Source organism: Streptomyces sp. G7(2002) (assembly GCF_028870195.1).
In the GTDB taxonomy this organism is placed as follows: Bacteria; Actinomycetota; Actinomycetes; order Streptomycetales; family Streptomycetaceae; genus Streptomyces; species Streptomyces nigrescens.
In genome coordinates this window covers 3,423,190-3,449,483 of record NZ_CP102609.1, presented here as the reverse complement: position 1 = coordinate 3,449,483, position 26,294 = coordinate 3,423,190, and the positions used below count along the sequence as shown (strand labels likewise).

General features: G+C 72.0%; 24 protein-coding genes. 13 read left to right on the top strand and 11 right to left on the bottom strand.

Features of this window, described 5'->3' with window-relative positions; genetic code table 11:
• Positions 1–26 precede the first annotated feature (26 nt).
• Complete coding sequence (locus NUT86_RS14300; RefSeq protein WP_274735545.1) at positions 27–2,522, bottom strand: hypothetical protein; 2,496 nt, start codon at positions 2,520–2,522, stop codon at positions 27–29.
• A 182-nt stretch (positions 2,523–2,704) separates the two neighbouring features.
• Positions 2,705–3,133, bottom strand: a complete 429-nt coding sequence (locus tag NUT86_RS14295; RefSeq protein WP_018088206.1) for an OsmC family protein — start codon at positions 3,131–3,133, stop codon at positions 2,705–2,707.
• 279 nt (positions 3,134–3,412) lie between these two features.
• Here NUT86_RS14295 and NUT86_RS14290 point away from each other — a divergent pair, with 279 nt between their 5' ends.
• Positions 3,413–3,772 carry a histidine triad nucleotide-binding protein gene (locus NUT86_RS14290; RefSeq protein ID WP_018088205.1) on the top strand — a complete coding sequence of 120 codons (360 nt, stop codon included), beginning with the start codon at positions 3,413–3,415 and terminating at the stop codon, positions 3,770–3,772.
• Positions 3,773–3,778: 6 nt separating this feature from the next.
• A complete protein-coding gene (locus NUT86_RS14285) occupies positions 3,779–4,684 on the top strand; it encodes a ribonuclease Z (RefSeq protein ID WP_159488289.1) in 906 nt (301 codons plus the stop codon).
• Between the two features lie 122 nt (positions 4,685–4,806).
• Here NUT86_RS14285 and NUT86_RS14280 read toward each other — a convergent pair whose 3' ends face one another.
• Complete coding sequence (locus NUT86_RS14280; protein WP_109889690.1) at positions 4,807–5,622, bottom strand: HAD family acid phosphatase; 816 nt, start codon at positions 5,620–5,622, stop codon at positions 4,807–4,809.
• Positions 5,623–5,828: 206 nt separating this feature from the next.
• Between NUT86_RS14280 and NUT86_RS14275 the strand changes: the two genes are divergently transcribed.
• The 4 genes from NUT86_RS14275 to NUT86_RS14260 all read left to right on the top strand — a co-directional run bounded on the left by NUT86_RS14275 (position 5,829) and on the right by NUT86_RS14260 (position 9,947).
• On the top strand, positions 5,829–7,169 hold the full coding sequence (locus tag NUT86_RS14275; protein WP_266442289.1) for a glucarate dehydratase family protein: 1,341 nt from the start codon (positions 5,829–5,831) through the stop codon (positions 7,167–7,169).
• A 351-nt stretch (positions 7,170–7,520) separates the two neighbouring features.
• Entirely contained in the window at positions 7,521–8,168 is a 648-nt protein-coding gene (locus tag NUT86_RS14270) for an MFS transporter (protein ID WP_381282724.1), read from the top strand.
• Between the two features lie 64 nt (positions 8,169–8,232).
• On the top strand, positions 8,233–9,318 hold the full coding sequence (locus NUT86_RS14265; protein WP_266442292.1) for an S-(hydroxymethyl)mycothiol dehydrogenase: 1,086 nt from the start codon (positions 8,233–8,235) through the stop codon (positions 9,316–9,318).
• Entirely contained in the window at positions 9,318–9,947 is a 630-nt protein-coding gene (locus NUT86_RS14260) for an MBL fold metallo-hydrolase (protein ID WP_093644135.1), read from the top strand. Before NUT86_RS14265 ends, NUT86_RS14260 begins: the two co-directional genes overlap by 1 nt.
• Before the next feature lie 223 nt (positions 9,948–10,170).
• On the opposite strand, the gene NUT86_RS14255 is transcribed toward NUT86_RS14260, so the two are convergent.
• Positions 10,171–11,511 carry a 6-phospho-beta-glucosidase gene (locus NUT86_RS14255; RefSeq protein ID WP_159488292.1) on the bottom strand — a complete coding sequence of 447 codons (1,341 nt, stop codon included), beginning with the start codon at positions 11,509–11,511 and terminating at the stop codon, positions 10,171–10,173.
• Positions 11,512–11,577: 66 nt separating this feature from the next.
• Here NUT86_RS14255 and NUT86_RS14250 point away from each other — a divergent pair, with 66 nt between their 5' ends.
• The 4 genes from NUT86_RS14250 to NUT86_RS14235 all read left to right on the top strand — a co-directional run bounded on the left by NUT86_RS14250 (position 11,578) and on the right by NUT86_RS14235 (position 15,877).
• Entirely contained in the window at positions 11,578–12,723 is a 1,146-nt protein-coding gene (locus NUT86_RS14250) for a carbohydrate kinase family protein (RefSeq protein WP_159488293.1), read from the top strand.
• 201 nt (positions 12,724–12,924) lie between these two features.
• Positions 12,925–13,929, top strand: a complete 1,005-nt coding sequence (locus NUT86_RS14245) for a PhoH family protein (RefSeq protein WP_018088196.1) — start codon at positions 12,925–12,927, stop codon at positions 13,927–13,929.
• Positions 13,930–14,023: 94 nt separating this feature from the next.
• Positions 14,024–14,521: an rRNA maturation RNase YbeY gene (ybeY, locus tag NUT86_RS14240; RefSeq protein WP_018088195.1), complete on the top strand. Its 498-nt coding sequence runs from the start codon at positions 14,024–14,026 to the stop codon at positions 14,519–14,521.
• Positions 14,522–14,533: 12 nt separating this feature from the next.
• Complete coding sequence (locus NUT86_RS14235) at positions 14,534–15,877, top strand: hemolysin family protein (protein WP_127150790.1); 1,344 nt, start codon at positions 14,534–14,536, stop codon at positions 15,875–15,877.
• Positions 15,878–16,125: 248 nt separating this feature from the next.
• On the opposite strand, the gene NUT86_RS14230 is transcribed toward NUT86_RS14235, so the two are convergent.
• Positions 16,126–17,598, bottom strand: a complete 1,473-nt coding sequence (locus NUT86_RS14230; protein ID WP_274735534.1) for an MFS transporter — start codon at positions 17,596–17,598, stop codon at positions 16,126–16,128.
• Between the two features lie 91 nt (positions 17,599–17,689).
• On the opposite strand from NUT86_RS14230, the gene NUT86_RS14225 reads away from it, so the two are divergent.
• From NUT86_RS14225 to era, 3 genes are all read left to right on the top strand, one after another.
• Complete coding sequence (locus NUT86_RS14225; RefSeq protein WP_093644143.1) at positions 17,690–18,580, top strand: helix-turn-helix transcriptional regulator; 891 nt, start codon at positions 17,690–17,692, stop codon at positions 18,578–18,580.
• 92 nt (positions 18,581–18,672) lie between these two features.
• A complete protein-coding gene (locus NUT86_RS14220; RefSeq protein ID WP_266442308.1) occupies positions 18,673–19,038 on the top strand; it encodes a cytidine deaminase in 366 nt (121 codons plus the stop codon).
• Between the two features lie 127 nt (positions 19,039–19,165).
• Positions 19,166–20,113 (top strand): GTPase Era, encoded by a 948-nt coding sequence (era, locus tag NUT86_RS14215; RefSeq protein WP_018088190.1) that lies wholly within the window; start codon positions 19,166–19,168, stop codon positions 20,111–20,113.
• A 114-nt stretch (positions 20,114–20,227) separates the two neighbouring features.
• On the opposite strand, the gene NUT86_RS14210 is transcribed toward era, so the two are convergent.
• The 6 genes from NUT86_RS14210 to NUT86_RS14185 form a co-directional block, all read right to left on the bottom strand.
• Positions 20,228–20,605 (bottom strand): hypothetical protein, encoded by a 378-nt coding sequence (locus NUT86_RS14210; RefSeq protein ID WP_266442314.1) that lies wholly within the window; start codon positions 20,603–20,605, stop codon positions 20,228–20,230.
• 164 nt (positions 20,606–20,769) lie between these two features.
• Entirely contained in the window at positions 20,770–22,011 is a 1,242-nt protein-coding gene (locus NUT86_RS14205; protein WP_274735528.1) for an MFS transporter, read from the bottom strand.
• Entirely contained in the window at positions 22,008–23,381 is a 1,374-nt protein-coding gene (locus NUT86_RS14200) for a GH1 family beta-glucosidase (RefSeq protein ID WP_266442318.1), read from the bottom strand. The genes NUT86_RS14205 and NUT86_RS14200 overlap by 4 nt, the downstream gene beginning before the upstream one ends.
• Positions 23,382–23,450: 69 nt before the next feature.
• On the bottom strand, positions 23,451–24,410 hold the full coding sequence (locus NUT86_RS14195; RefSeq protein WP_274735524.1) for a LamG-like jellyroll fold domain-containing protein: 960 nt from the start codon (positions 24,408–24,410) through the stop codon (positions 23,451–23,453).
• Between the two features lie 273 nt (positions 24,411–24,683).
• On the bottom strand, positions 24,684–24,950 hold the full coding sequence (locus NUT86_RS14190) for a protealysin inhibitor emfourin (RefSeq protein WP_018088185.1): 267 nt from the start codon (positions 24,948–24,950) through the stop codon (positions 24,684–24,686).
• Positions 24,951–25,060: 110 nt separating this feature from the next.
• The gene (locus tag NUT86_RS14185) at positions 25,061–26,149 is read right to left on the bottom strand and encodes a M4 family metallopeptidase (protein WP_018088184.1); all 1,089 of its coding nucleotides are present in this window, start codon (positions 26,147–26,149) and stop codon (positions 25,061–25,063) included.
• Positions 26,150–26,294: the final 145 nt, after the last annotated feature.

The window sequence follows — 26,294 nt, the reverse complement described above, 5'->3', positions numbered from 1 at the left end:
GAGAAACGGGCTGCTGTCCCTGGCGCTCAGGCCGGCGGTCGTACGATCGCGGCCGCCGTCGCGAACAGTTCCGTGAGGGTGCCGGCGAAGGTCGGCAGCAGCTGGAGACAGACGGCCCAGGCCTCGGGGTCGCTGCCCAGATGTTCCGCGGTCAGCGCGGCCGCCCGCGTCCGCAGCTCCTGCCGGTCCACCTGCCGGGCCGCCCGCTGGTTCGCCTGCCGGTCCGAGGAGTTGAGCAGGCGGAGGAGGTGGGCCAGGCCCTGGCGCGCGGGGGCGGCGCGGTTCAGGACATCCTCGGGCGTGAGCGTGCCGCGCCGGAGGGCGAGCTGGGGCCACGAGAGGTTGGAGCGGCCGAGCTCCGGAGTGCTCGACAGCAGCTCCAGCAGCAGCTCGCGTGGGCAGTCCGCGAGCTCCGCGAGGTCCTTGGCCGCACTGGGGGCCAGCGTGCCGGAGCGGTGCGCCGCGACCAGATCGGGCCAGGGGAGGGGTATGCCGTCGCCGGTGAGCTTGGACGCCTGGTCACCGTCGTAGCCCGGTGCCTTGTTGAGGAACGCCAGCAGCTTCGCCGGGTCCTCCTCCGCGGCCAGGCGGGCGCGCAGCCGGTCCAGCCCGTCGGGGACGTCGAGGAGCTTCTCGGTCTGCCGGCGGAGGGTGAGCGGGAGGCGGTCCATCGCCAGGATCTCGCGCACCGCGTCCGGGCCGCCGCGCTCCCACACGGCCACCAGCAGCCGCAGCCGGGCCGCCGGTACCCGGAGCTTCAGCCGCCCGACGATCGTGCGGGCCACGCCCAGATCGCCGGAGTCCAGACCGGCGATGAGCCAGTGGCGGTGGTGGCTGAGGTGGGCCTCCCGCAGGACGTTGAGCAGCTCCTCGGGGACGGTACGGGTACCGCCGCCGCGCAGCCGCCCGGCGAGCATCCGCTCCCGCTCCCGCTGGTCGATACCGCGGTGGAAGAACAGGTTGGCGTCCACCTGCGGTTCGTCGAGGTCGAGGAGGTACGCCAGCTTTTCGGGGGAGAGGGCCGTGGTGGCGGCCTGCGCGGCCTGCGCGGACACCCCGTGGGCCGCGACCACCGCGTCCCGGACGGCCGGCGCCGGATCGCCGTACACCAGGAGATGCTGCACGGCCCGCGGGTCGAAATGCGGTACGACGGCGATCTGCGCCTCCTCGGAGGCGCACTGGAACAGGCTCAGGAACGCGGCCCGGGACGCCTCGGGGGGAGTGGCGGGGAGCACTGCCTCCAAGGGGCGCGGCCAGGTGGTGCTGCGCTTCTTGGCGGAGCCGGCCGAGGCGGCGTCGTCGATCAGCTCGGCGACGCTGCCCCGGGCCCGGCCCATCCGGGCGTAGCACGTCAGCCAGTGGACCGGGTCCGTGCCGAGCCGGTCGAGGAGTCCGGCGAGGGCCTTGCGGGTCGGCTCGTGGTCGTACGGCAGCGCGTTCAGCACCTCCGTCGCCGGGCCCACTTCCGCCAGCACGCGCTCCACCGGCAGCCGGCCCGTACGGATGCTGCGCCCCAGGACCTCGCCGAAGGGCACCTTGCCTGCCGCCGCCTCGGGCCCCACCAGCGCCTCGAAGGGCAGCTCGGCGGCGCCCCGCGAGGTCCTCCAGGGATCGGCGCGGAAGCACTCCATGACGAGGTCGTCAGGGCAGCCTTCCCACCGGGTGAGCTGCGACAGGCGGTTGCCGCTCTGCCGGCCGCCCGTCCGACCGGTCTCGAAGGGCAGACGGGCGTGCTCGCGCCGGACGAGGTCCCAGTCCAGGGCGGCGGGCTTCGCGCCCGCGTCGGCGCCGTTACGGACCATCAGCAGGGCCCGCAGCGCGGCGGGGTCCGTCCACTCACCGGCCGGGCGCCGCTCCCGCAGGAACGCCTCCGGGTCGGCGTCGGCCGCGGCCGCCCGCATCACCTCCAGCAGCTCCGGGCGCCCGAGATCGAAGTCCGGGGCCCGCTCGACCCCGTCGGCGAACGCCAGCAGCCCTTCAGCACCGGCGAGTTGGACCAGGGCGACACAGGCGTCGAGGGCGGCAGGCAGCGGGAGGAACGGGGCCAGCCGGACCAGCGCGAAGGAGAGAAGCTGAGGGAACGGGCCGGTCAGGGCGGGAAGGAGCTCGAAGCCGGAGGCCTCATCCTGGAGCAGCGGGACGAGGCCGTCCTCGTCCTCCCAGCGCGGGTCCGTGGGGTCGGCGGCGCGCAGAATCGCCGGCAGCAGATCCGGCAGGTCCCTTGCGCGCCGGCTCTGTTGCGGGGCGGGGCGGTACCGCGCCTTCCACAGCGCGCGGGCGATCACCGGATCGCCGGTCTCCGCCGCCCGTATCAGAAACGCCTCGGGACCGGCGTCCAGGGCGGCACGCAGCGCCGCGCCGCCCGGCCCGGTCACGGCCTCCACCATCTCCTCCGGCAGCCCGAACCTGTTGGACAGCGCGGCCAGCAGGTCCGGACGCAGCCGCTCGGCGAGCGCATCGGCGGTGTCCGGAGCGGCGAGCCGCAGCGCCAGGCGGAGCGCGGCGGGGGAGCTGTGGGTCACGGGCGGGAATCCCTTCGCGGGGCGGGCGTGCGGCGGTCCACGGAACGGCACCGGGCCGTTCCGCAGTACAAAGATCGTGGCACAGCCCACTGACAACGCGGCGGTGCGCCGGACGCGCCCTCAGGGCCCGCCCGGCGCACCGCCGTTCACGTGAAGGGGAACCGGCCAGGCCGGCCGTCCCGTCAGACCAGCTCCGCCGCCAGCGTGATGTTCTTGACGCCCGCCAGCGCCTGGCTCACCGGGCAGTTGGCCTTGGCGTCCTGGGCCGCGGCCTGGAAGTCCTCCTCGGACAGGCCGGGGACGCGGGCCTTGACGGTCAGCGCGATGGCGGTGATGCCCTCACCGGGCTGGAAGGTGACATCGGCCTGGGTGTCCAGGGCCTCGACGGTGTACCCCTTGCCCGCCAGGCCGTGCGAGAAGGCCATGGAGTAGCAGGAGGAGTGGGCCGCCGCGATCAGCTCCTCGGGGCTGGTGACGCCGTTGGGCTGCTCCGCGCGGGCGGGCCAGTTCACGTCGTACGTACCGACCTTGGAGGACTCCAGGGCGACGGTGCCCTTGCCCTCCAGGAGGTTGCCTTCCCAGTGGGTCTTGGCGGTGCGCGTGGTTGCCATGGTGCAGAACTCCCGGTTGTGGGCGAAAGCGGTCTGCGCGCCAGCTTAGTGATCCAGGGGGCCGCGCCGGGCCGGTCCGCGCCGGGACGGGCCGGTCCGCGCCGGGCCGGTCCGCAGTGGGCGGCCGGTGCGCCGCGGGGCGGGGCGGGTCGGGACGGCCCGGCGGGGCCGGACGGACCCCGGCCGCCCCCGGTCGCTGCAATCCCCCGTGGGTGCCGCCCGGTAGCATCCGAAGGCCGTACGCACCGGGTGTACGGCGGTGACCGGGAGGAGCCACCCGTGGCGGGAGAACCGCAGGCCGACTGCCTGTTCTGCAAGATCGTGGCGAGGGAGGTGCCGGCGACCATCGTCCGGGAGACGGAGACCACCGTCGCGTTCCGCGACATCAACCCCCAGGCGCCGACGCACGTCCTGATCATCCCCAAGGTGCACTACCAGGACGCCGCGGCCCTCGCCGCCGCCGAACCGCAGATCATCGCCGACATACTGCGTGAGTCCCGTGAGGTCGCCGCCGAGGAGAAGGTGGAAGACCGGGGCTACCGGGTCGTCTTCAACACCGGTGCGGGCGCGGGCCAGACCGTCTTCCACGCACATCTGCACGTGCTCGGCGGCCGCGGCCTCCAGTGGCCTCCCGGATAGCCGACCGTGTCCGTACGCGAACTGGTCGTCCTCGGCACCGCAAGTCAGGTCCCCACCCGTCACCGCAACCACAACGGCTATCTGCTGCGGTGGGACGGCCAGGGGCTGCTCTTCGACCCCGGTGAGGGCACCCAGCGGCAGATGCTGCGGGCCGGGGTCGCCGCCCATGACCTGAACCGGATCTGTGTCACGCACTTCCACGGTGACCACTCGCTGGGCCTGGCGGGGGTGATCCAGCGGATCAACCTGGACCGGGTGCCGCATCCGGTCACCGCCCACTACCCGGCCAGTGGCCAGCGCTTCTTCGACCGGCTGCGCTATGCCACCGCCTACCGCGAGACCGTCCGGCTGATCGAGCGGCCGGTCGACGCCGACGGAGAGCTGGACCGCGCGGAGTCGTACGTCCTGGAGGCGCGACGGCTCTGGCACCCCGTCGAATCGTACGGCTACCGCCTCGTGGAGCCGGACACCCGCCGGATGCTGCCGGAGCGGCTGGCGGAGCACGGCATCGCCGGGCCGGACATCGGACGGCTCAAGCAGCTCGGCGAGCTGAACGGCGTCACCCTCGACGAGGTCAGCGAGCAGAGACGGGGCCAGCGGTTCGCGTTCGTCATGGACACCCGGCTGTGCGAGGGCGTGCATGCGCTCGCGGAGGGGGCGGACATGCTGGTCATCGAGTCGACGTTCCTGGACGAGGACATCCAGCTCGCCGTGGACCACGGTCATCTGACCGCCGGGCAGGCCGCGGAAGTGGCCATGCGGGCCGGGGTGCGGCATCTCGTGCTGACGCACTTCTCGCAGCGCTACGCCGACCCCACGGAGTTCGAGCGGCAGGCCCGCACGGCGGGGTACACCGGCGAACTGACCATCGCCCAGGACCTGTCGCGGGTGCCGCTGCCCAAACGGCACTGACCGTCACGGCGCTGACGGCCACGGCGCTGACCGCCGCGGCACCGGATGTGGCGGGCGCCGGACGTGGCGCCCGCCCGGTCCCTCCCCCCCCGCGGACCGGACGGGCCGGCGGTGCGCCTCGCCTACGGCAGGTAGTACATCGGGTTCGGCATCTTGAACGTCCGGTCCCCGGCGCCGCCGCGCAGATCGCTGTACTGATCCCCGAAGTTGGCGACGATGTTGTAGCCGAGGGACTCTATGTACTTGCGGGTGCCCGACTTGTACTCGATGGTCGTGCAGGTGGCGCCGCAGGGCAGGTAGGCCGGCGGGTGCTCCTTGTCCTTCAGGTAGACGTGCCGGCGGTCCAGGGGCACGCCATAGCCGACGTTCTTGAGGTTGCGGGTGCTCCAGGCGCGCTGTGCCTCTTTGCGGCCGGTGAGGAAGAAGACCTCGGCGCCCTTGTCGTGCGCCCAGTTGACCAGCCGTTCCATGCCGAAGACCGGGTCCATGTCGGTGTGGGCCAGGTACTTGTCCTGGCTCTCCTCGGTGTAGTGGAAGCCGACCTGGAGCTCGTAGTTGTAGGTGAGCAGGGTCGTGTCGTCGATGTCGAGCACGATGGCCGGCTTGGTCTGCTTGCCCGTGCGGCCGTGCTGTGCCAGGGCCTTGGACAGATACGTGCGGGCCTTGGCCTCGATGCCGCGGACCTGGTGTGCGTAGTTGCTGCGCGGGGAGGCGTAGTGCTCGCCGTCCGCCGTCACCGTGTCGCCGTAGTACGCCTTGATCTTGTCCTGCACCTGCGTGAGGTTGGGGATCTCCTTGTCGGTGCGCGGTACGGAGTGTTCGGCGGTGGCCTGGCCGATGCCGAAGACGGCGGTGCCGGCGACGAGGGTGGCGACCGTGGCGGCGCCGAGGCGGGCCCTCCGGGAGAGGGCGGGGCGGAAACGGGCGGGACGGGGCATGCGCGGCTCCTCCGGGAGACATGAGCGGACCCAGTAGGTCTAACAGAGCCTCACATCGGTATCTACGCGCGCAGATTCAACCCTTGGTAAAAGCTCGCCGCGGTGCGGGGTATTGACGGTCACCGTGCGGGCTCCCTAACCTCCAACTCCATATGTAGACGTCATCTACATATGAAAACAGCCCTCGGCCTCGTAGGAGCTTCTGGATGACCGACGCCCGGCATGGCCTCACCATCTCCGAGGTCCGGCTCACCCCCGTCCTCGTGGCCGACCCGCCGCTGCTGAACACGCAGGGTGTGCACCAGCCGTACACTCCCCGGCTGATCATCGAGGTGATCACCGAGGGCGGCGTCACCGGGCTCGGCGAGACCTACGGGGACAGCAAGTACCTGGAGCTCGCCCAGCCGCTGGCGACGGCACTGATCGGCCGGTCGGTCACGGATCTGAACGAACTGCCCGCGCTGGCCGCCGAGGTGTGCGGAGACCCGCCGGCCGCGACCGGCGCCGACGCCGTGGACGTCGGCGGGCTCCGCGGCGTCCAGACCGCCGGCAAACTACGGCTCTCCGTCCTCTCCGGATTCGAGGTCGCCTGCCTGGACGCCTGGGGACAGGCCGCCGGACTGCCCGTGCACGCCCTGCTCGGCGGCAAGGTCCGCGACCGGGTGGAGTACAGCGCCTACCTCTTCTACCGCTGGGCCGGGCACCCGGGCGGCCGCGGTGAGCGCGACGACTGGGGCGCGGCGCTCGACCCCGCCGGTGTCGTCGCCCAGGCCCGCCGGTTCGCCGACACCTACGGCTTCACCTCCTTCAAGCTCAAGGGCGGCGTCTTCCCGCCCGACGAGGAGATCGCGGCGGTCCGGGCGCTGGCCGCCGAGTTCCCCGGCCGGCCGCTGCGCCTCGACCCCAACGGCGCCTGGAGCGTGAAGACTTCCTGCCGGGTCGCGGACGAGCTGGGCGACGTCCTGGAGTATCTGGAGGACCCGACGAGCGGCACGGCAGGGATGGCGGAGGTGGCCGCCGCGGTGCGCGGGGCGGGGCGACGCCCCTCCGGACGGGCGGGCCTCCCGCTGGCCACGAACATGTGCGTGACCACCTTCGACGAGATCGCCGGGGCGTTCGCCCGGGACGCCGTACAGGTCGTGCTCGCCGACCACCACTACTGGGGCGGGCTGCGCGCCACCCGGGAACTCGCCGCCGTCTGCCGCACCTTCGGCGTCGGCCTGTCCATGCACTCCAACACCCACCTGGGCATCAGCCTCGCCGCGATGACCCAGGTAGCGGCCACCGTGCCCCACCTCGGCCACGCCTGTGACAGCCACTACCCCTGGCAGACCGAGGACGTCCTCACCGAGCGGCTCACCTTCCGCGACGGCCGGGTGGACGTCAGCGACACCCCCGGCCTCGGCGTCACCCTCGACCGTGACCGGCTCGCCGTGCTGCACCGCCGCTGGCTCGCCGACGACGGCGGTCTGCGCGACCGCGATGACGCCGCCGCCATGCGGCTCGCGGACCCCGGCTGGGTGACCCCCGCCCTCCCGCGCTGGTGACCCCGGCGGCCCGCCCCCTGCTCCCCAGCCGCCCCAGGGCGGTCAGACGACAACGGAGTCGCATGTGAGCACCGCCCCGGACCGCCCCGCTCCTCAGGAGCCCCCCGACCCGCAGCTGCGGAGCGCCGTGCGGAAGATCTTCCGACGCGTCGTCCCGCTGTTCTTCGTGATGTTCGTCGCCAACTACGTCGACCGCGTCAACATCGGCTTCGCCCAGGACCAGTTGCGCGCCGACGCCGGGATCTCCGCGGCCGCCTTCGGCTTCGGCGCCGGTCTGTTCTTCGTCGCGTATGCGCGAAGCAGACGGCCCGTACCGCCGCCCGTGGCACCGTCAGGGTCTCCCGCCGGCAGCTGCTCACCGACCCGCAGCTGCTGCTGTTCTGCTGGATCTACTTCGCCATCTCGGTCGCCCTCCACGCGGTCACCTTCTGGCTGCCGAGCATCGTCGGCGACATCGCCGGGCTCTCCGGGTTCCAGGTGGGGCTGCTGGTCGCGGTGCCGTGGTTGTGTGCGCTCGCCGCGGTGTACGTCACGGGGCGGGCCTCGGACCGTACGGGCCGGCGGCGGCCCTTCCTGGCGGGCGCGCTGCTGGCCGGCTCGGCCGGCACCCTGCTGGCCACCCTGGTGTCCCCCTGGCTCGGCCTGGCCGCCCGGTGTCTCGCGGCGATGGGCTTCAAGACGTCCTCCCCGGTCTTCTGGACGATTCCGCAGAGCTATCTGGACGCCCGGATCGCGGCGCCCGCCATCGCGCTGGTCAACTCGCTGGGAAACCTCGGCGGGTTCGTCTCGCCGACCGCCTTCGGGATCCTCCAGGACGCCACCGGCTCGACCCGTGGCGGGCTGATCGGGCTGTCGGTGGTGGGCGTCCTGGCGGCGCTCAGCGTGGCGCTGGTCCGCGGCGGCGGGCACCGCGAGCGGACCCGCGGCCGGCGGCCCCGGGCCGGAGATCACGGACCCGGCCGTGGTCCTGTGCGCGGTGGCCCGGCACGCGTACGGTGAGGCACGGCTCAGTGGCGGTGCGCCACAGTGGTCCCGTAAGTGATCTTTGAAAGGGGCTGTCCCGATGGCACAGGAAGTGCGCGGCGTGATTGCGCCGGGGAAGAACGAACCGGTCCGGCTGGAGACCATCCTGGTGCCGGACCCGGGTCCCGGCGAGGCCGTGGTGAAGATCCAGGCGTGCGGGGTGTGCCACACCGATCTGCACTACAAGCAGGGCGGCATCAATGACGACTTCCCGTTCCTGCTCGGGCACGAGGCGTCCGGCGTGGTGGAGTCGGTCGGCTCCGGTGTCACCGAGGTGGCGCCCGGCGATTTCGTCGTCCTCAACTGGCGGGCGGTGTGCGGCCAGTGCCGGGCCTGTCTGCGCGGGCGCCCCCAGTACTGCTTCGACACCCACAACGCCCGGCAGAAGATGACGCTGAAGGACGGCACGGAGCTGAGCCCGGCGCTGGGCATCGGCGCCTTCGCCGAGAAGACGCTGGTCGCCGCCGGACAGTGCACCAAGGTCAACCCGGAGATCGCGCCCGCCGCGGCCGGTCTGCTGGGCTGCGGGGTGATGGCGGGCATGGGCGCCGCCCTCAACACCGGGGGCGTCGCACGCGGCGACTCGGTCGCGGTCATCGGCTGCGGCGGCGTCGGCGGCGCGGCCGTGATGGGGTCCCGGCTGGCCGGCGCGGCCAAGATCATTGCGGTGGACATCGACGACCGCAAACTGGAGACCGCGCGCTCCATGGGCGCCACCCATACGGTCAACTCCCGCTCCACCGACCCCGTCGAGGCGGTCCGCGAACTGACCGGCGGCTTCGGCGCGGACGTCGTCATCGACGCGGTCGGCCGCCCGGAGACCTACCGGCAGGCGTTCTACGCCCGCGACCTGGCCGGGACCGTCGTCCTGGTCGGCGTCCCCACCCCGGACATGACCCTGGAACTCCCCCTCCTGGACGTCTTCGGCCGCGGCGGCGCCCTCAAGTCCTCCTGGTACGGCGACTGTCTGCCCTCCCGCGACTTCCCGATGCTGGTCGATCTGCATCTGCAGGGCCGGATCGACCTGGGGGCGTTCGTCACCGAGACCATCGGCATCGAGGACGTGGAGCAGGCCTTCGAGCGGATGCACGCGGGCGATGTGCTGCGTTCGGTGGTGATGCTCTGATGGCGGTCCGCATCGACCACCTGGTCACGTCCGGCACCTTCTCCCTCGACGGCGGCACCTGGGACGTCGACAACAACGTCTGGATCGTCGGCGACGACGACGAGGCGATCGTCATCGACGCCGCCCATGACGCCGACGCCATCGTCGCGGCCCTCGCCGGCCGGACGCTGCGCGCGATCATCTGCACCCATGGGCACAACGACCACATCGACGCGGCCCCGGCGCTGGCCTCCCGCACCGGCGCCCGTATCCATCTGCACCCCGCCGACCTGCCGTTGTGGAAGATGACCCACCCGGGCACCCCACCGGACGCGGAGCTGGCGGACGGTCAGGTGCTGACCATCGCCGGGACGGACCTGATCGTGCTGCACACCCCGGGGCACGCCCCCGGCGCGGTCTGCCTCCACGCGCCCGAGCTGCGCACCGTCTTCACCGGAGACACCCTCTTCCAGGGCGGCCCCGGCGCCACCGGCCGGTCCTTCTCGGACTTCCCGACGATCGTCGACTCGATCCGGGACCGGCTGCTGACCCTGCCGCCGGAGACGGAGGTCCGCACCGGACACGGTGATCCGACGACGATCGGGACGGAGGCCCCGCACCTGGAGGAGTGGATCAAGCGCGGGCACTAGGGCGAGCGTGGGCACCGGGGCAAGCGGCCGCTAGGGCAAGCGCGGGGCACTGGGGCAAGCGCGGGCACTAGGGAAGGTGCGGCCACTAGGGCAGGTGCGGCCACTAAGGCGCGGTCGCACACATCCCGTAGGGGTGGCAGGCGCCCCCTGCGGGGCCACAACGCGGCGGGGGCGGAGGGTATTTCCGTGACCTCACGCCCCGTGACCTAGCGCCCCCGCAACCTCACGCCTCCTTGGCCGCCCGCTCCAGAATGCGGGCGGCCACCGCGGGGGAGTCCACCAGTGGATGCAGTGCCAGCGCCCGTAGCGCGGCGCCCCGGTCCTTGAACAGCGCGGCTTCCACGGTTGCCCGCTCCACCGCCTTGACCTGCAACATCAGCCCCAGCTGGTCCTCCCGCAGCGGCGCACAGGGCAGCGGCCGGGCGCCCTGCGCGCCCACCTCGCACACCGTCTCCACGATCGCGTCGGGCGCCAGCTGCGGCACCGTCGTCCCGTTGCGGACATTGAGGATCAGCCGGGTGCCGCTGTTGCCCAGGATGGCGTGCATCAGCGCCAGCGCCACCCGGTCGTAGCCGCCGCCCTCCAGATCATGGCTGTCGCGCTGCCAGCCGCCACTGGCCTCCCGGCTGTGCGCCATATACGTCTCCTCGCGCTCCAGCCGGGTCCGCTCCCACAGCGCATACACCGCGTCCGGGCCGCCGGCCGCCGCGGCCCGCTCGAAGAAGCCGCCCTGCTGCTGGTCGAGGAATTCGCCGCGGGTCTCCCGGGTGTCCCGTACGGAGTCGAGGGTCTCGCGGCGGAAGTAGTAGTAGTGCAGATACTCGTTCGGCAGCGCGCCCAGGGTCCGCAGCCAGTCCCCGCCGAACAGCCGGCCCTCCTCGAAGGACCCCAGCGCGGCGTCGTCGGCGAGCAGCCCCGGCAGCAGCTCGGTGCCGTCCAGCGTCAACGACCGCAGCCAGCCGAGGTGGTTGAGCCCCACATAGTCGTAACCGGCCCGGTCCGGGTCCGCCAGGGCCGCCGGGTCCGCGCCGGCCGCCCGTGCCGCCCGGCGCACCAGCCCCACCGGCGAATCACAGATCCCGATGACGCGGTCGCCGAGCACCTGGGACATCGCCTCGGTGACCATGCCCGCGGGGTTGGTGAAGTTGATGACCCAGGCCTCCGGGGCGAGCGCCGCGGCCCGTTCGGCGATGTGCAGCGCCACCGGGATCGTCCGCAGGCCGTAGAGGACACCGCCCGCGCCGACCGTCTCCTGGCCGAGCACGCCCTCGGACAGCGGGATCCGTTCGTCGCGGATCCGGCCCGCCGTGCCGCCCACCCGGATCGCCGAGAAGACGAAGCCCGCTCCCTCCAGCGCGTCGTCCAGACCGTCCGCGACCCGTACGGGCACCGGCGCCGGATGCCCCTGGGCCAGCCGCGCCAGGACCTCGGCGATCACCGCCACCCGGCGCGGATCGGTGTCGTGCAGCACCACCTCGGAGACGGCGCGGCCCGGGTCGTCCAGCAGGGCGCGGTAGACCAGCGGCACCCGGAAACCGCCCCCGCCCAGAATCGTGAGCCTCATGGGGCGGAACGTACCGCAGCATCAGGCACACTGGCGGCACGTGCCGATACGAGAGGAGCGAGCACGGTGAGCAGCCGACGCGAAGACCCTCCGCCCGCCGGCCCGGCCGTGGTGCCGGCCGCCCTCGATCCGCTGGCCGGGGTGCGCGCCGACGGCGATCCGCCCACCGACGTCTATCTCACCGGCACGGTCTTCCTGGACATCATCTTCACCGGCCTGGATTCCGCACCCGTCCGCGGCACCGAGTCCTGGGCCCGCGGTATGGGCTCCAGCCCCGGCGGCGTCGCCAACATGGCCACCGCGCTGGCCCGGCTCGGGCTGCGCACCTCGCTGGCCGCGGCGTTCGGCGACGACCACTACGGCGAGTACTGCTGGGAGGCGCTCGAACAGGGCGAGGGCATCGACCTGGCACTGTCCCGCACCGTCCCCGGCTGGCACTCCCCGGTCACCGTCTCCATGGCCTACGAGGGCGAGCGCACGATGGTCTCGCACGGCCACGAGGCGCCCCCGCCCGATTTCGCCTTCGACGGCAAGCACGCCCCCGGCTGCCCGCCGCCGTCCCGCGCCTGCATCGCCTCGCTGGTCCCCGGCCGGCGGGAGGGCTGGCTGGGCTGCGCGGCGGGCCGCGGCAGCCGCATCTTCGCGGACGTGGGCTGGGACGACAGCGGCCGCTGGGACCCGGCCGACCTCGCCGACCTGGAGCACTGCGAGGCCTTCCTGCCCAACGCGGAGGAGGCGATGCGCTACACCCGGACGGACTGCCCGCGCGCCGCGGCCCGCAAGCTCGCCGACCTGGTGCCGCTCGCGGTGGTCACGCTGGGTTCGGAGGGCGCCTACGCGGTGGACGGGCGGACCGGCGAGAGCGCCGAGGTGCCCGCGATCGCCGTGGAGGCCCTGGACCCGACCGGCGCCGGCGATGTCTTCGTCGCCGGATTCGTCACCGGCACCCTGGCCGACTGGCCGCTGGCCGACCGGCTCGCCTTCGCGGGGCTGTGCGCCGCGCTGTCCGTGCAGGAATTCGGCGGTTCGCTGTCGGCGCCGGGCTGGGCCGAGATCGCCGCCTGGTGGCAGCAGGTGCGGGCCTGTGAGGCGGGCGCACCGGGTGTGCTGCGCCGCCAGTACGCCTTTCTGGACGAGGTGCTCCCCGCGGCCTACCGGCCCGCCCCGCTGGCCCGCGCCGTCCCCACGATCGGCTTCCGCCGCCCGGCCTGAGCCGCCGCGGAGCCGGGCCCGGCGCGTCCGGGCGGTCCCGCCCCAGGGTCCGGCCGGCGCGCCCCCGGCGCCCCTGCCCCAGCGGGAAAAGCCCTCGGGCTTGTCAGTGCTCCGTCGTACTCTGGTATCCCAAGGAGTCGAGTGCAGGCAGGCACTTCTTATGAGCAAAGGATGGGGTTGAGCAGGCCACCGAGCCGCCCTATGACTCAGACACCCACGCAACCGCAGGCGCGCGCCCAGTTCACCGTCCCGGCCAAGCACCCGATGGTGACGGTCCTGGGATCCGGTGATTCCCTACTGCGCGTGATCGAAAAAGCCTTTCCGGCGACCGATATCCACGTCCGGGGCAACGAGGTCAGCGCTGTCGGTGACGCCCGGGAAGTGGCCCTCATCCAGCGCCTTTTCGACGAGATGATGCTGGTGCTCCGCACCGGACAACCGATGACGGAGGACGCAGTGGAACGGTCCATCGCCATGCTGCGCGCGGCGGAGGACGGCGAGGGCGCGGAGAGTGAGACACCCGCCGAGGTGCTCACCCAGAACATCCTCTCCAACCGTGGTCGTACGATCCGGCCCAAGACCCTCAACCAGAAGCGCTATGTCGACGCCATCGACCAGCACACCGTCGTCTTCGGCATCGGCCCGGCCGGCACCGGCAAGACCTACCTCGCCATGGCGAAGGCCGTGCAGGCGCTGCAGGCCAAGCAGGTCAACCGCATCATCCTGACCCGCCCCGCGGTCGAGGCCGGTGAGCGGCTCGGCTTCCTGCCCGGCACGCTCTACGAGAAGATCGACCCCTATCTGCGCCCGCTCTACGACGCGCTGCACGACATGCTCGACCCCGACTCCATCCCGCGCCTGATGGCCGCCGGGACGATCGAGGTCGCGCCGCTGGCGTACATGCGCGGCCGGACGCTCAATGACGCGTTCATCATTCTCGACGAGGCGCAGAACACGAACCCCGAGCAGATGAAGATGTTCCTCACCCGCCTCGGATTCGACTCGAAGATCGTCATCACCGGCGATGTCACCCAGGTCGACCTCCCGGGCGGGACGAAGAGCGGTCTGCGCCAGGTCCGGGAGATCCTGGACGGCGTCGACGATGTGCATTTCTCCCTGCTCACCAGCCAGGACGTGGTCCGGCACAAGCTCGTCGGCCGTATCGTCGACGCCTACGAGAAGTACGACAGCCGCAACGGCTCGTGAGCCCCGCCGGCCGGCCGCCCCGGCCGGCGGGCGCACGGACCCGCGGTCCCAGCAACCATCGGGCCGGGCCCGAGAAGCGAGAAGCAACGCCCCCATGTCCATCGACGTCAACAACGAGTCCGGCACGGAGATCGACGAGCAGGCCATCCTGGATGTCGCCCGCTACTCCGTCGCCCGGATGCGCATCCACCCGCTCTCCGAGCTGTCCGTGATCGTCGTGGACGCCGAGGCCATGGAGCAGCTCCACCTCCAGTGGATGGACCTGCCGGGACCGACCGATGTCATGTCCTTCCCGATGGACGAGCTGCGTCCGCCGGCCAAGGACGACGAGGAGCCCCCGCAGGGCCTGCTCGGTGACATCGTGCTCTGCCCCGAGGTCGCCAAGAAGCAGGGCGAGGAGGCGCCGACCGGGCACAGCATGGACGAGGAGCTGCAGCTGCTCACCGTCCACGGCGTGCTCCACCTCCTCGGCTACGACCACGAGGAGCCGGACGAGAAGGCCGAGATGTTCGGTCTGCAGGCGGCGATCATCGACGGCTGGCGCGCCGAGCGGGGCCTGACCGGCCCCTCTCCGGCCCCCACCGTGACCTGACGGGACAGCCCGATGACCACCCAGCTGATCGCGGTCGCGGTCCTGCTCGTCGTGATCGCCTGGCTCGCCGCCTGCGCGGAGGCCGGCCTGGCCCGGACGACCAGCTTCCGGGCCGAGGAAGCCGTCCGCTCCGGCCGCCGCGGCAGCGCCAAGCTCGCCGCCGTCGCCGCCGACCCCACCCGCTACCTCAATGTCGCCCTGCTGGTGCGGGTCGGCTGCGAGATGGCCGCCGGGGTCCTGGTGACCTACGCCTGTCTGCGCTCCTTCGACGAGACCTGGGAGGCGCTGACCGTCGCCATCGCCGTGATGGTGCTGGTCTCCTATGTCGCCGTCGGGGTCTCACCGCGGACGATCGGCCGTCAGCACCCGCTGAACACCGCCACCGCCGCGGCCTATGTCCTGCTGCCGCTGGCCCGGATCATGGGCCCCATCCCGCAGCTGCTGATCCTCCTCGGCAACGCCCTCACCCCCGGCAAGGGCTTCCGCAAGGGCCCGTTCGCCTCCGAGGCCGAGCTGCGCTCCCTGGTGGACCTGGCGGAGAAGGAGTCGCTGATCGAGGACGAGGAGCGCCGGATGGTGCACTCCGTCTTCCAGCTCGGCGACACCCTCGTCCGCGAGGTGATGGTGCCGCGCACGGATCTGGTCGCCGTCGAGCGGTTCAAGACCATCCGCCAGGCGCTGACCCTCGCCCTGCGCTCCGGCTTCTCCCGTATTCCGGTGACCGGCGAGAACGAGGACGACATCGTCGGCGTCGTCTACCTCAAGGATCTGGCCCGCAAGGTCCACATCAGCCGCGACGCCGAGACCGAGCTGGTCTCCACTGCCATGCGCCCCGCCGTTTTCGTGCCCGACACCAAGAATGCCGGTGATCTGCTGCGCGAAATGCAGCAGGACCGCAATCATGTCGCGGTGGTGATCGATGAATACGGCGGCACGGCCGGCATTGTCACGATCGAGGACATTCTGGAAGAGATCGTCGGCGAGATCACCGACGAATACGACCGGGAACTGCCACCTGTCGAGGAACTCGGCGACGGCCGCTATCGCGTCACCTCCCGGCTGGACATCGGCGACCTCGGCGAGCTGTACGGCCTGGCCGAGCTGGACGACGAGGACGTCGAAACGGTCGGCGGACTGCTCGCCAAGCTCCTCGGCCGGGTCCCGATCGCCGGGGCCACCGCCGAGGTCGATCTCTCCGACGACGCCTCCGACCCGGGCCTGAAGGCGCTGCGGCTGACCGCGGAGTCGCCGGCCGGCCGCCGCAACAAGATCATTACGGTGCTGTGCGAGCCGGTACGTCCGGCGGGCGCGAGCGCCGCCGAGGAGCCGTCAGCGGGCGGTCGCTCCGCCGGCTGAACATCCGGGGAATTCGGCGCGTAATTCCTGGTGATTCCGGGAATATTTCCCGCTGTCGCGCTCCGGGCGGCTACTTATCTCCAGTGCAGCAGAAATGTTCTGCAAGCCATATCCGGGGGAGCTGGATTCCACGGTGGGCGCCATGGAAGGATCTTCAAGCGGTCGCAAACGCGTGGCCGCAATGCGTGAGAGAAATCCTGTAGCGCAGGTTGCCCCGGGGCGGGGGACCGGGGCAACCACCTTCTTCCTCAGCGGCGGCGCGTCGTCCGCAGCCCGGCCGCCACCAGCAGCGCGACCACCGCGACCAGCGCCGCGTCCAGGCCCAGTCCCAGCTTGATGCCACCGAGAGTGGCCTCGGCGAAGCCGCTGCCGTCCGCCCGCAGCGCGGCGATATGCGCCGAGGCGACGGCGCTCAGCAGCGGAATGCCGACGGTGAGGCCCACCTGCTGCGAGCTGGTGACCAGCCCGGTGGCCAGGCCCTGCTCGGCGTCCGGCACCCCGGAGGTGGCGGTCACGCCGTAGGCGATGATCGCCCACAGATGGCCGAGGCTGGCGAGGGTCACCCCGGTCAGGGCCAGCCACATCCCCGTGCCGGTGCCCAGCCCCAGCAGCGCGGCCGTGAAACCGGCCTGCAGCAGCAGCCCGGACAGCAGGGTGCGGCGGGCGCCGAGCCGGCCGATGACCTTCGGCGCGACGAGGCCGGCGCCCGCCGACACCACACCCTGCACACCGAAGACCAGACCGGTGTGGAAGGCGGACAGCCGCAGCACTTCCTGGAGGTAGAGGGTCAGCAGGAAGATGACGGCGCTCATCATCGCGAAGGTCATCAGGCCCGCCAGATTGCCCCACGCGACGGTCCGGCGGCGCAGCATCGGCAGCGACACCAGCGGCTGCTCGGCCCGCGACTCCACCCGCACGAACGCGGCCAGCAGCCCCGCCCCCACGATCAGCGTCACCAGCACGTCCGGGCGGCCGAAGCCCTGCTCGGCCGCGGTCGACAGGGCGTAGATCAGCGACAGCAGCCCGCCGGTGACGGTGACCGCGCCGGGCACATCGATCCGCGGCCGCTCCGGGGGCCGGGACTCGGTCAGCAGCAGCGGCGCCGCCGCGAGGACGGCCACCCCGGCCACGGACAGCAGGCCCATGGTGGAGCGCCAGCCCAGCGCATCGGTCATCACCCCTCCCAGCACCATGCCGATGGTGAAGCCCATCGAGAGCACGGTGCCGCTGATGCCCAGCGCGCGCTCGCGCTGCGGGCCCTCGGCGAAGGTGGTGGTGAGCAGCGACATTCCGGTGGGCACGATGACCGCCGCGCCCAGGCCCTGCAGCGCCCGCCCGGCCAGGAAGGCCGCCGGGGACCAGGCCAGCGCGGTCAGCACCGAGGCCGCGGTGAACAGCCCGAGCCCGATGAGGAACAGCCGGCGCCGCCCGTAGAGATCGGCGATCCGGCCGGACAGCAGCAGGAATCCGCCGGAGGGCAGGGCGAACGCGGTGACCGCCCACTGCAGATCGGCCTGGCCCATCCCCAGATCCCTGCCGAGCACGGGAAGCGCCACATTCAGGATGGAGAAGTCCAGCGCGATGATGAACTGCGCGCCGCACAGGAGCAGCAGGATGAGCTTGGCGCGCGGGGTCATCCGTGCGCCGGCGGGGGAGACGGCCGGTGCGGTGGCGGCGGCCGTCGGTGTATCGGGGGCAACAGCGGTGTCGGTGATCGGCATGGGAAGAGACTGCGGCCCCGGAATACGCAGTGGGGAGCGGGAACTTATCGTGGTGTCCGCACCACCAGCCACGGCACACAGGGGGAGAAACGTGGCCTCGCATACAGCCACCCGGGACACCGCGCGCCGCCGCCAGGATCTGCGCGACTTCCTCCGGAGCCGTCGCGCCCGGGTCACCCCGGCCGAGGCGGGTCTGCCGGACGGCGGCCGCCGCCGCACCCCGGGCCTGCGCCGCGAGGAGGTCGCCGTCCTCGCAGGGGTCGGCGCGTCCTGGTACCAGTGGCTGGAGCAGGGCCGCGACATCACCGTCTCGCCGCAGGTGCTGGACGCGGTCGCCCGGGTCCTGCGGCTCAGTGGCGCCGAGCGCCGGCATCTGTACGTCCTGGCGGGCCTGAACCCGCCCCTGCGGCAGGACGCCGAGGAGCTGGGACTCACCGATGTCTGCGCGGGCCTGCAGCGGCTGATCGACGCCTGGATGCCGTACCCGGCGCACATCATGGACCCGTACTGGAACACCGTCGCCCACAACGACGCGGCGCATCTGGTGCTCGGCCACGGCCGCCCCGGTGTCTCGTCGAACTGTCTGATCGCGTTCTTCACCGACCCCGTCTACCGTGCGCGGGCGGCGAGTTGGGAGGCGAACGCCCCCTCGATCGTGGCGCAGTACCGTGCCGCATGGTCGGCGCGGCCCGGTGACGAGGGCTTCGACGAGGTGGTCCGCGAGGCCTCCGCGCTCAGCGAGGAGTTCACCGAGCTGTGGGGGCGCGGCGATGTGCAGGACGGCGGCCAGCTCCACAAGGAGATGGACCATCCGCTCGTCGGCGCCCTGCTGTTCGAGGCCACCCAGCTGCGGGTCCCGGTCCGTCCCGATCTCAACATCGTGCTGCACCACCCGCGCCCGGAGACGGACACCGCGGCCAAGCTGGAGTGGCTCACCTCTCCGGAGGGCCGGCGCGGCGGGATGTCCTCGGTCGCGGGCTGACGGCCCGGGCAGGGACCGGCCCGCCGCCCCTTGCCGCCGTCCTCCTCCGCCCCTTGCCGCCGTCCTCCGCCGCCCCGCATATGCTCGCCCGTATGAGCGAAGCCGCACCGCTGGACCCCGAAGACCGCAAGATCATCACGCTCGCGCGCTCGGCGCGGGCCCGTAACGGCGTGCCCGAGGGCGCCGCCGTCCGCGACGAGACCGGCCGCACCTATGTCGCCGGCACCGTCGCCCTGGAATCGCTGCAGCTCAGCGCACTGCAGACGGCCGTCGCCATGGCCGTCGCCAGCGGGGCGACGTCCCTGGAGGCCGCGGCCGTGGTCACCGACGCCGAGCGCGCCACCGACGCCGACCGCGCGGCCGTACGGGACCTCGGCGGCCCCGAGACGCCGGTGCTGGTCGCGGGCCTCGACGGCACCCTGCGCAGCGCCGTCCCGGCGGGCGGGACCCCGGCCTGAGCCGGCAGGCCGTACGACGGCGCACGGGGCGGCCCGCCGGCACCGGAGGGCCGCCCCGGGCCGTCCGCTCCCACCCACCGCCGCCTCCGGGCCGGGGTGGTCGGAGACGCGCCCGGGATCGGGGAGAATGGGCGCCATGAGCGTTCGTACCGAGTCCTCCGCCGCGCACCGCGCGGGCTTCGCCTGCTTCGTCGGCCGCCCCAACGCGGGCAAGTCGACCCTGACGAACGCGCTCGTCGGCACGAAGGTGGCCATCACCTCCAACCGCCCGCAGACCACCCGCCACACGGTCCGCGGCATCGTGCACCGCCCCGAGGCCCAGCTGGTCCTCGTCGACACCCCTGGTCTGCACAAACCGCGCACACTGCTGGGTGAGCGGCTGAACGATGTCGTCCGCACCACCTGGTCCGAGGTCGATGTGATCGGCTTCTGTCTGCCCGCCGACCAGAAGATCGGCCCCGGCGACCGCTACATCGCGGGCGAGCTGGCCGACATCAAGAAGACCCCCAAGGTCGCCATCGTCACCAAGACCGACCTGGTCGACTCCAAGGCACTGGCCGCCCAGCTCATCGCCATCGACCAGCTCGGCAAGGAGCTGGGCATCGAGTGGGCCGAGATCATCCCGGTCTCCGCGGTCGGCGACACCCAGGTCTCTCTCCTCGCGGACCTGCTGGTCCCGATGCTCCCCGAGAGCCCGCCGCTCTACCCCGAGGGCGACCTCACCGACGAGCCCGAGCAGGTCATGGTCGCCGAGCTGATCCGCGAGGCCGCGCTGGAGGGCGTCCGCGACGAGCTGCCGCACTCCATCGCGGTGGTCGTCGAGGAGATGCTCCCGCGCGAGGACCGCCCCGCCGACAAGCCGCTCCTGGACATCCACGCCAACGTCTACATCGAGCGCCCCAGCCAGAAGGGCATCATCATCGGCCCCAAGGGCAAGCGCCTGAAGGAGGTCGGCATGAAGTCCCGCAAGCACATCGAGGCTCTGCTGGGCACGCCCGTCTTCCTGGACCTGCACGTCAAGGTCGCCAAGGACTGGCAGCGCGACCCGAAGCAGCTGCGCAAGCTGGGCTTCTGAGCCTGCCGTTCCACTCTCCTGCTCAGCGGCGGGTCTGTCGGAGCCCGCAATGGACGAGGGTGCGCAACAGCCGTCTGTTGCGCACCCTTCAGGAGCCGTCTGAATTCGCGGGCCCTACTGCTGCTTGAGGCACCCCCGGAAGACCCAGCGCCCGATATCAGCCTGGATCCACTGGTTGCTCTGGGTGCCGCACCGCTTCTTCTTGAGGAACGGGCCACCCCAGAAGTGCAGGTCCGTGCAGAACACCTGCCCCTTCCTGATCGACCCGATCGCCTTGGCGTGCACGGAGTGGTTGATGCGGATCGCGGTCTTGGTCTTTGCCTTCCAGCAGCCCGCAAAGAGGGCCCGGGCGGGCGCCGGTGCGGTGCTCAGCTGAGGAGCGCGGTGCGAGGACGGCCCGGCCCCGGCTGCCACGGCCGAGGAGGGCGCGAGAGTGGTGGTGGCGAGTACCGCCGCGGCAGCAATCCCCGTTAAGTGGGCCCTGTCCACCATGTTTCCCCCAAGGTGTGCCTGATGCGTCATCGGTTGATGAGCGCCGCACAGTATGCACGCCGCGATGCAGCGGGGGAATCTGGATTTTGAGGTCGTGGACGCCGGGTCCGGCTGTCACGCTCCTCTGGCGCCGCCCCCCCGGGCCCCGCGGGCGGGTGCCGCCCTTACGCCACGCCCCGGATCCTGCGCACCAGCAGCGCCCCCAGCAGCCCGACGGCCGCCGCGACGCAGTACAGCGCCCGGTAGCCGCCGAGGTGCTGCACGATCGGGGCGGCCAGTGCCGGGGCGGCCACCTGCGGCAGCGCGTTGGCGATATTGATCAGGCCCATGTCCTTGCCGCGGTGTGCGGCGGCCGGCAGCACCTCCGTCATCAGGGCGAAGTCGACGGAGGTGAAGACGCCGAAGCCGACCCCGAGCAGCGCCGCGGCGCACAGCGCGCCCGGCCAGGTCTGCCACCCGGCCAGCAGCCCGGTCGCGGCCGTCATGATCGCCCCCGCCCCCAGCACGAACGGCTGCCGGCGCCCGACCCGGTCCGACCACAGGCCTCCGACGACGACCGTGCCGAGCAGGGTCACGGCGTTGACGGCGGTCAGCACCAGCACCCCGCCGTCCGGGTCCGGGCGGTGCAGCACATCCCGCAGGTAGTACAGCAGGTACAGCAGGGCCAGCGCGTTGCCGAGGTTGATCAGGAACCGGGTCAGCCAGGCCCACCCCAGATCGGGGTGGCGGCGCGGGCTGATCCAGAACCCGGCGAGCACGGCCCGCCAGGTCAGCGCCGGACGGCGCGCGGCCGGCAGCGCCGGGTCCCGGTGCGCCAGCACATACGGGAGGGCGCCCAGCACGACGAATCCGGCACAGGCGAGATAGCCCGCGACCACGCCGCCCGCGACCGTCGCCAGCCCCGTCCCGGCCACCACCCCGAGAATCTGCGCGGCCCCAACCCAGCCGCCGACCGCCCCGCGCTGCCGTTGCGGCACCCGGTCGGGCACCGCCGCCGTGATCGCCGCGAACGCCGCGTTGAGGGTGAGCTGCACCAGACACCACCCCAGTGCCATCGCCGGCACCGTGCCCGCCCCGGCCAGCAGCACCAGCGCCCCGGCCCCGCCCAGCACCCCCGCGAGTACCCACGGGGCGCGCCGCCCGAACCGCGAGGCCGTACGGTCCGACAGCGCCCCGAACAGCGGGTTGGCCACCATCGAGACGGCGGCCCCCGCGCCCGTCACCCACGCCAGCACCGACTCCTTCGCCGTGCCCGGCGGGGCGAGCTCCGCGGCCTGCAGGGCGAGCAGGATCTGCAGCGGTCCGTACCACCCCACCCAGATCGCCCCGTTGGCCAGCGACAGCGAGGCGGTCCACCCGCGTCCGGCCCGCTCCGCGAGCGCCTCCGGAGCCGCTGGCCGGCTCATCCCCGGGCCTGCTCCCGGAGGGCGTCACGCAGCCAGCGGAACGAGGCCTTGGGCGTCCGCTCCAGCGTCTCGTAGTCCACATGCACCAGCCCGAACCGCCGGGCGTACCCCTCCGCCCATTCGAAGTTGTCCATCAGCGACCAGACGAAGTACCCCCGCACCTCCACCCCGGCCGCCATGGCCGCGTGCAGCGCCCGCAGATGCCCGTCCAGGAAGGCGATCCGCTCCGCGTCCTCGATCCCCTCGTACGAGCACCCGTTCTCGGTGATCACGACGGGCGGCAGCCGGTCGCCGTACCGCTCCTGGAACGACACCAGCAGCTCGGTGAGCGCCTCCGGCACCACCGGCCAGCCGAAGTCCGTCCGCGGATAACCTTCGATCTCCTGGGGCGCAAAGGGCAGTTCGGGCGGCAGCCGGATCCCGCCGAAGTCGGCCGCCCCCGTCCCCTCGGCTCCCGGGGCGCCCACCAGCGTCGGCTGGTAGTAGTTGATCCCGTACCAGTCCAGCGGCTGCGAGATCACCTTCAGATCCTCGGCGACCGGCCCCGGCAGCAGGGCCGCCAGCTCCTCGTCCGGATAGCGCCCCAGCAGCACCGGCTCCGCGAACAGCCGGTTGAGCAGCAGGTCGTAGAGACCGGCCGCCGCGGTGTCCGCCTCCGACGCGCTCGCCGTCCAGGTCGGCCCGTGCGAATTGGCGATCCCGATGCTCGCCGCCCCGCGGGCCCGCAGCGCCTGGACGGCCAGACCGTGCCCCAGCAGCTGATGGTGTGCCGCCGGCAGCGCCTCGAACAGCAACTGGCGCCCCGGTGCGTGCTGTCCCAGTCCGTAGCCCAGCAAGGTCAGTTCGGCCGGCTCATTGAGCGTGATCCACCGCTCCACCCGGTCCCCGAGCCGCTCCGCCACCACGTCCGCGTACGCCGCGAACTTCTCGGCCGTGTCCCGGACGAGCCATCCGCCGCCCTCCTCCAGCGCCTGCGGCGTGTCCCAGTGGAACAGTGTCGGCACCGGGGCGACTCCCGCCGCCAGCAGCGCGTCCACCAGCCGGTCGTAGAAGTCCAGCCCGGCCTTGTTGACCGCCCCGCTCCCGTCCGGCACCACCCGGGGCCAGGCCACCGAGAACCGGTACGCCCCGACCCCGAGCTCCTTCAGCAGCCCCACGTCCTCGCGGTAGCGGTGGTAGTGGCCGGTCGCCACCCGCGGATCCGACCCGTCCTTGATCCGCCCCGCCTCCGCCGCGAACACATCCCACGCGGACCGCCCCCGCCCGTCCTCCGCCACCGCCCCCTCGATCTGCGCGGCGGAGGTGGACACCCCCCACACGAAGTCACGGGGGAAGCGGGGCAGGGCGGAGGGCACCGGTTCGCTCGTCATGTGCCGGATCTTTGTAACCGGCGGTAACGGTGTCAAGGGGGCGGTGCGGTACGGGAGTTGAGGTGCAGGTCAGCCCGCCTCGGGGATATCCGGCACCTCGGTCGGCAGGCCCACCCACCCGCTCGAGAGGTAGTTGATCTGCTCACTGCTGAGCGCGCCCCGGAATGCCCACACGTCGTCGATCGCCCCCGACCAGTGGTCCCCGAAGGTGCCACGGCTCTTGGCCCGTCCGACCTGGAGGGACCGCTGTGCCGTGAAGGAGCGCGCATGGTCGGCCCACGGCACCGCCGGGACGCACTGCGGATCATCGGCCGCTCCGTCCCTGTCGTCGTCGAAGCAAGGGGCGGTGCCGAGTTGGCCGTTGACGTAGAGGTGGAGCTGCTGGGCCGGTGCGTCGTAGACCACCGCGAGGTGGTTCCAGTCCGTCCCGCTGTTCCAGCCACCCGCGTTGACCGCCGAGACGGTCTTGCTGCCGGCCGTGTCGGTCCGCGCCATGGTTGCTTCCCATGCCGCCCCGCCGGCCCGATGCGCGCGGGCGGGGACGAAGTCCACCCGGAAGCTGCTGGTGGTGTTCCCCGCGGCGCTGACCAGCGTCATACGGCGGGTGGATTCCACGGAGGTCTGCACCCACGCGGTCACCGTGAAACTGGTGCCGGTGTCGACGGGCACCGTACTGGACGCATAACCCCGCTTGCCGTCCAGGAGGAGGCCTCCCTCGCCCAGGAACCCGGCGCCCGGCACCAGCTTCGCGCCACCGCCGAGCGTCATGGCCGGGCCGCCCGGCACGGAGTTGGCGCCCGCCTCGGCCTCCCGGTCGAATTCCCAGCGGGCGGTGACCTCCCGTGGGACGGCGTCCCCGGCGGGGGCCTGCCCTGTAACGGTGGTCGTGACGGCCGTGGGTGTACGGGGCGTCGCCCACGCCGAGGTCCCGAGGAGCCCGGGAAGGGCCCCCACCAGAAGCCCGCCCAACCCCGCCACCCGGATCAGATGGAAGCGCCTTCGACGCGACGCCGCAGTGCTCCTTGCCAAGTCCCCCACCTCACTGACGAAAAGGCATGCACGTGCATGCCGCGAACGTGCTGTGGGCGGGAACTTAAGCCCAGCCGGGGCGGGTTGAATAGCTCCATAAAGCACCATTGAAGGGGTGGAGCGGGCATTCCGGGGTGTGGGCGCCGGTGATGCCGGTCACCACGCGCTGAGGTTGTACGACTTCAGGACGTGACAGCGGCGAGAACGCGCCAACGCGTCAAGGCGTCGGGCCCTCACTGGATGGCCCGGGCTCCGCGAGGCCCTCGGAGGCGCCTACGCGCCCTCCTTCATCACCTTCGTGATCAGTGACCGCTGTTCCTTCGTGAGGCGCGGGTCGGAGCAGTAGACCGTCCGGCCGTCGACCGTGATCTGGTAGCTGAAGCCGTCCGGCACTCCGACGGGGGGTTCGGTGCGGGCGGTGGCGACGGCCTCTTTGGCCAGGTCCTGCCAGTCGTCGGCATCGGGGCGGCCCGAGGTGTCGATCTCGGCGCGGCGGTCGACGCCCGCGAAGCCTCCGGTGCGGTGGACGTGAATGCGCATAACGGACTCCTCCGACGTCTTCGACGGACTCCTACCCCGTACAGCCACGGTAATCGTGCGCGGGGCGGAAGGCGCTGCCGAATCCTCCCGCTCCGCGCACCGTCGCGCCGCTACTTCGTGGTGACGCCGACCTGTGTCCAGGCCTTGATCGTCGCCTCGTGCTCGTCACCGGCGCCGAAGCGGGCCTGGGCGGCCTTGACGGTGAGGGTGGCGAAGTCGGTGAACGTGGCGTTCTGGGTGAGCTCGCCGCCGGTCAGCACGTCGTACCAGATCTGCCCGGCGCGCTCCCAGGCCTTGCCGCCGAGGGCGGTGGCGGCCAGGTAGAAGGCGTGGTTGGGGATACCGGAGTTGATGTGCACGCCGCCGTTGTCGTCGGTCGTCTGGACGTAGTCCTTCATGGCGGCGGGCTGCGGGTCCTTGCCGAGGACGTCGTCGTCGTAGGCGGTGCCCGGGGCCTTCATCGAGCGCAGGGCGGTGCCGGTGACGTTCGGGCCGAGCAGGTCGGCGCCGATCAGCCAGTCGGCCTGGTCGGCGGTCTGGCCGAGGGCGTACTGCTTGATCAGCACGCCGAAGACATCGGAGACCGACTCGTTGAGGGCGCCGGACTGGCCCTGGTAGTCGAGGTTGGCGGTGTACTGGGTGACCCCGTGGGTGAGCTCGTGGCCGATCACGTCGACCGAGATCGTGAAGTCCTTGAACAGGTCGTTGTCGCCGTCGCCGAAGACCATCCGCTCGCCGTCCCAGAAGGCGTTGTCGTACCGCCGCCCGTAGTGGACGGTCGCGTTGAGCGGCAGTCCGGCGCCGTCGATGGACTTACGGCCATAGATCTTGAGGTAGAGCTCGAAGGTGGCGCCCAGGCCGGCGTGTGCGCGGTTGACGGAGGCGTCCTTGGACGGGCCGTCGGATTCGCTGCGCACCTTCTTGCCGGGCAGGTCCTCGCGGTGGCGGGCGTCGTAGATGGTGCGGTTCGGCTTGTCGGCGCCGGCTCCGGGCTCGCCGGGGGTGAGGCCGCCGCGGGCGGCGATCGCGCGGCGCTCGGTGCGCCGTACGTGGTCGTGCTCCAGGGTGCGGCGGGCGGGCTCGTGCCGGTCCGGGTCGTCGGACTGGGCCAGGTTGTCGAGGATGTGCGGCGGGATGATCGTGCAGAAGACGGGCGTGTGGCAGGTGGCGGGATCTGGCTGCGCGTCGTTGAGGTCCATGCACAAACGGTGGCACTCTGTAATGCCGCTGTCACTGCCCGCGTCCAAGATTCCCGTAAAAGTGTGGTTGGTCGCATTTAGGCCGTAACGTCCGTCCGGTCCCGCATACTGATACGCGACCGCCAGACAGGGCGTACCTCAGCTA